The following is a 1,628-nucleotide window of genomic DNA, read 5'->3' as shown; positions in this document are numbered from 1 at the left end:
TTGGGCTGCGGCGCTTAACTCAATGGCAGTGACGCTGGAGCGCGGGAGGCAGCCGCGCCGGCCCCTGGAAGGCGCAAACTGCCCCGTACTAACGCACCAACGCGCCAACGTACCAACGTACTAACGTACTAACGTACTAACGTACTCTTCCTGGACCACCCGCCGCGGGTCGTCCATCGCCCCGGCCAGATCGCGCAGCGTCATGTCCCCCAGGGCCGCGGCCATGGCCTCATCGAGCCGTTGTTCGACCGCCGCGATCCCCCGATCCGGGGCCGTGCCGTGGCAGCCGTTCTCATGCTCCTCGAAGCAGCGCACGGCATCGAGCAGTGACTTGATCCGGATGGCCTCGGGGGCCCGGGCCGGGACAAAGCAGGGCGGATCGGCGGCGGTGCGCAGCAGGAACCCCTCCTGCTCCAGGATCGTGAGGATGCGCGCGGTATTGCTGTTGGGGATGCCGAGGGTGGTGGAGAGCCCATCGCTGGTCCAGGCGGCGGTGCCGGCCTCGTAGTTGCGGGCGCAATGGCCCGCCACCAGCAGGGCCAGGCGCTCGCGCAGCCGATTGCTCAGGCGCAGGTCGCGCACCCGGCTCAGGAGATATTCCGGGTGCTGGTGATAGAAGGCGACACTGGCGCCGGTCAGCACGATGAGCCAGGCGATATAGAGCCACAGCATGAACAGGATCAGGATCGCCAGGCCGGAATAGATGGCGGTGTACTGGGTGGAACTGGCCATGAAGTGGCGGAACGACCAGCCCACCGCCTCCCACAGCACCCCGGCCACCAGGGCGCCGAGCAGGGCCGAGCGGAACCGCACCCGCGCATTCGGCACAAAGACATAGAGAAAGGTGAAGGTGAAGACGATCAGCAGGAAGGGGACCAGACTGCCGCCCGCGTCGATCAGGGTCCCCATGGGCTCGACCGCCAGGAGGGACTCCACCATGGCGGTACCGCGCACCGAGGTGGAGAGGCCCACGGCGGTAAAAAACAGCACCGGGCCGATCAGGAGCACACTCAGATACTGGCTGATCCGCTGGGCCAGGGGCCTGGTCTCGGTCACCCGCCAGGTGTCGTTGAAGACCTGCTCGATCTTCTGGATCATCGAGATGACGGTATAGATCAGCACCGCCAGCCCTACCGAGCCCAGGACCCCCACCTGCATCTTGTCCACGAAGCCCAGGATGATCTGCGCGACCTCCGCGGCCTGATCGCCGAGCGGCTCCAGGACGTGCAGCAGCAGCGGCTCCAGTGCATTGTGGGCACCGAAGCCCTTGAGCACGGAGAAGCTCACCGCCAGCAGCGGGATCATCGACAGCAGCGTCGTATAGACCAGGCTCATGGCCTGGAGCGACAGATAGCCCTCGGTCGCATCCCGGTACAGGGCATAGATCAGGCGGGCGAGCCACACCAGGCGCACCTGCCACGGGGGCAGGCCGGCGAGCGGGGTGGACCAGATCAGGGTGTCCAGGCGCTCCCAGGGGGATCGGTCGGTTGGGTTCATAGGGGAAGCCTAGGCCGGACGGGACCTTGGGGTCAAGGCGGTTGCGTCGGGCGGGTGCGATCAGAACTGATGTGGTGACCGAGATCCCGGGTACGCTGTCGTTGTCGTTGTCGTTGTCGTTGTCGTAATCG

1 protein-coding gene is annotated in these 1,628 nt (G+C 66.1%); it reads right to left on the bottom strand.

The features are described 5' to 3' along the window. Positions 1-120: 120 nt before the first annotated feature. Positions 121-1,497: a YhjD/YihY/BrkB family envelope integrity protein gene (locus QZY48_RS18180; RefSeq protein WP_295433728.1), complete on the bottom strand. Its 1,377-nt coding sequence runs from the start codon at positions 1,495-1,497 to the stop codon at positions 121-123. Between the last annotated feature and the right edge of the window lie 131 nt (positions 1,498-1,628).

The sequence above is a fragment of the uncultured Thiodictyon sp. genome, assembly GCF_903828115.1.
Classification (GTDB): domain Bacteria; phylum Pseudomonadota; class Gammaproteobacteria; order Chromatiales; family Chromatiaceae; genus Thiodictyon.
Note: the sequence above shows the minus strand (reverse complement) of the source record. Positions and strands in the feature narration are given on the sequence as shown.